Source organism: Actinoplanes sp. NPDC051633 (genome assembly GCF_040681735.1).
In the GTDB taxonomy this organism is placed as follows: domain Bacteria; phylum Actinomycetota; class Actinomycetes; order Mycobacteriales; family Micromonosporaceae; genus Actinoplanes.
Window position 1 is genome coordinate 1 of sequence record NZ_JBFAZH010001032.1, and the last position, 2,768, is coordinate 2,768.

The 2,768-nt window shown below is 68.6% G+C and carries 3 protein-coding genes; 1 reads left to right on the top strand and 2 read right to left on the bottom strand.

Annotated elements, in window-relative coordinates; translation table 11 throughout:
* The coding region (locus tag AB0M20_RS36400) for a sugar-binding domain-containing protein (RefSeq protein WP_364305203.1) at positions 1–703 on the bottom strand (703 nt) is incomplete at its 3' end.
* A 203-nt stretch (positions 704–906) separates the two neighbouring features.
* Between AB0M20_RS36400 and AB0M20_RS36405 the strand changes: the two genes are divergently transcribed.
* Positions 907–2,373, top strand: coding sequence for a glycoside-pentoside-hexuronide (GPH):cation symporter (locus tag AB0M20_RS36405; RefSeq protein ID WP_364305204.1), 1,467 nt, complete (start codon positions 907–909; stop codon positions 2,371–2,373).
* A gap of 39 nt (positions 2,374–2,412) precedes the next feature.
* Here AB0M20_RS36405 and AB0M20_RS36410 read toward each other — a convergent pair.
* A partial coding sequence (locus AB0M20_RS36410; RefSeq protein WP_364305206.1) for a transposase occupies positions 2,413–2,768 on the bottom strand: 356 nt, incomplete at its 5' end.

The window sequence follows — 2,768 nt, forward strand, 5'->3', positions numbered from 1 at the left end:
GGCGCCCGGCGGCACCCGATCCGCGGGCGACCTCGACGCCGCCGGCGTCGCGGAGCACCACGCGGGTCTCGAGACCCTCCGCGCCGGCCGCCGTGCTGGTGTAGTCGACGGTGCCGGCCGCTCCGGCCAGGCCGGTCACGACGGTGACGTCCTCGATGTGCGCGTGCGGAGTGGCGGCGAGCCACACTGACCGGTGCAGGCCGGCGAAGTTGAAGAAGTCGTGCCAGTAGATCTGGGCCGGGCCGGTGGGTGTCTGCTCGATGACGCCGGGCGGGATCGACTGGAACGACAGCGTGTTGTTGACCAGTGCGGTGATCCTCAGCTCCTGGCCGGCGGTGGCGAGGGCGGTGATGTCGGCCTCGAACGGGGTGTAGCCGCCCTCGTGGCTCATCACCTCGGTGTCGTCCACCCAGACGGTGGCCCGGTGCGTCGCCGACTCGAAGTGCAGGACGAGCCGGTCGCCCGACCAGCCCTTCGGCACGCGGACGGTGCGCTGGTACCAGATGTCCCCGATGTGGTCGCGGACCGATGCGTCCGCGGTGACGTCGTTGAAGCTGGCCGGCACGGCCATGTCACCGGCGTCGGGGAGCGGCCCGCGGAACCATCCCGCATCCCGCCCGGCGGAGTCGTGATCGAGCCGGAACGACCAGAGGCCGTCGAGGCGCTTCTTCTCACGGGTTGCGGTGTCCTGTGGACGGAGCATGGTCGGGCCCTTCTCTCTGCGGTGATGTCTCCATTGACCCACTGAACGGCCCGGGACCGCAGAGGTTGCCACGAGTTGCCGCCCCGCCGACCACGTCGAGGGCAACTGACTGCAACAAGCTGACGGCGCAGCGATGAGCGGCTGTACTTCCTTCAAGCTTCAAGTCATCGACGCCCGCATCCCCCGCGAGGAGACCCGCTCCCATGTCCATCAAGACCCTCGAACCGGCCCCGCTCGTCGCGGGCGATCGGCTGAGCCGGCGCTCGGTCGTCGGCTACGGCCTCGGCGACTTCGCCGGCAACCTCGCCTTCACCCTGTCGACAGCCTTCCTGCTCTACTACTACACCGACGTCGCGGGCATCTCGGCCGCCGCGGTCGGCACGATGTTCCTCATCGTCCGGCTCTGGGACGCCTTCGCCGACACCTTCGCGGGACGGCTCGTCGACCGCACGATGACCCGGTGGGGCAAGTTCCGGCCGTTCATTCTCTTCGGCGCCGTGCCCCTGCTGTTCCTCAGCTACCTCACTTTCCACGTGCCGAGCTCGCTGTCCGACAACGGGAAGCTGCTCTACGCGTACCTGACCTATGCCGTACTCGGCCTGGCCTACTCGCTGGTCAACATCCCCTACGGTTCGCTCGCCTCGGCGATGACCCAGTCGGTGCACCAGCGGGCCAAGCTGGTCGCCTCCCGGTTCTTCGGGGCGGCCGTGGGCGGGATCGTCCTCACCTATCTGATCGCGCCGCGGATCTCCGAGGTTCGCAAGCAGAAGGACGTCCTGTCGGCCGAGGCCTATGCGGAGAAGGTTCAGTCGATCTTCACCCAGACCACTCTCGCGTTCGTCGTCATCGGCACCCTGGCCTACGTGCTGACCTTCTACCTGTGCCGGGAGCAGGTGGTCCGGACCCAGCCCAAGGTGTCGCTGCGCGAGACGATCGAGACGCTGAAGAGCAACAAACCGCTCGGCTACCTGTGCGCGGCCAGCTTCTTCTACCTCATCGGCCTGTTCGCGGTGGGCGGCGCGTCGGCCTACTACGCGCAGTACGTGATGGGCGACATCACCTGGCTGGGCCCGATCACGCTGGTCAACGCCGGCACCTCGATCGTGCTGGCGCCGTTCATCCCGCGTCTGGTCGACCGCTTCGGCAAGAAGCGGATCTTCCAGTACTGCGGTGTGCTCACCGTCGTCGGCGGCGTCGCCCTCTTCCTGACCCCGGCCGGATTCGCCGTTCCCGCCCTGCTGTTCCTGGCCATCAAGGGCGCGGGTGCGGCCCTGATCAACACGGTGATGTTCGGTCTCGAGGCGGACACCGTCGAGTACGGCGAGTGGAAGACCGGCAAGCGGTCCGAGGGCGCGACGTACGCGGTCTTCTCGTTCACCCGCAAGATCACTCAGTCGATCGGGGGCGCCGTCGGCGCGTGGGCCCTGGCCATCGGCGGTTACCTCACCGCGACCGCCGCCGTCCCGAACCCCATCCAGCCGGACTCGGCGATCTGGTCGATCCGCGTCACCATCGGGCTGCTGCCGGCCGTCGTCGCGGTCATCGCGATGCTCATCTTCTGGAAGTACCCGCTGACCGACGAGCGTTTCAAGCAGATCCGTGACGAGACCGAGCTCCGCAAGCGCGCGGAGGGCCGGCTCATCGCGCCCGACGGTCACGTGATCCAGTGACGATCCCCCTCCGGCTATACATCCCACGTGTGTAAGAGGTCAAGCGGCGAGGGTCAGTTGCGGTTCTGAGGCCGGCCAGGCGGTGGTTTCGTTGTAGCGCTGGTGGTGGCGTAGGCAGCCGTGCAGGATGCCGACGAGGCGGTTGGCGAGAGCGCGTAGTGCCTGGTGGTGGGTGTGGCCGCGGGTGCGGTGGGTGTCGTAGTAGGCGCGGGCGCCGGGTGAGCGGGACAGGGCGGCGAAGGCTTGCAGGTAGAGGGCGTCGCGGAGGCGTTTGTTGGCGGCGACGCGGGCGAGCACGACCCGGCGGGTGCCGGATGCGCGGGTGATCGGGCTGGTGGCGGCGTAGTTGCGGCGGGCGCGGGTGTCGGCGTAGCGGGTGGGGTCGTCGCCGAACT

Bases quoted from the DNA above. Each gene is read 5' to 3' on its own strand.
- AB0M20_RS36405 (WP_364305204.1), top strand. From the start codon at position 907: ATGTCCATCAAGACCCTCGAACCGGCCCCGCTCGTCGCGGGCGATCGG.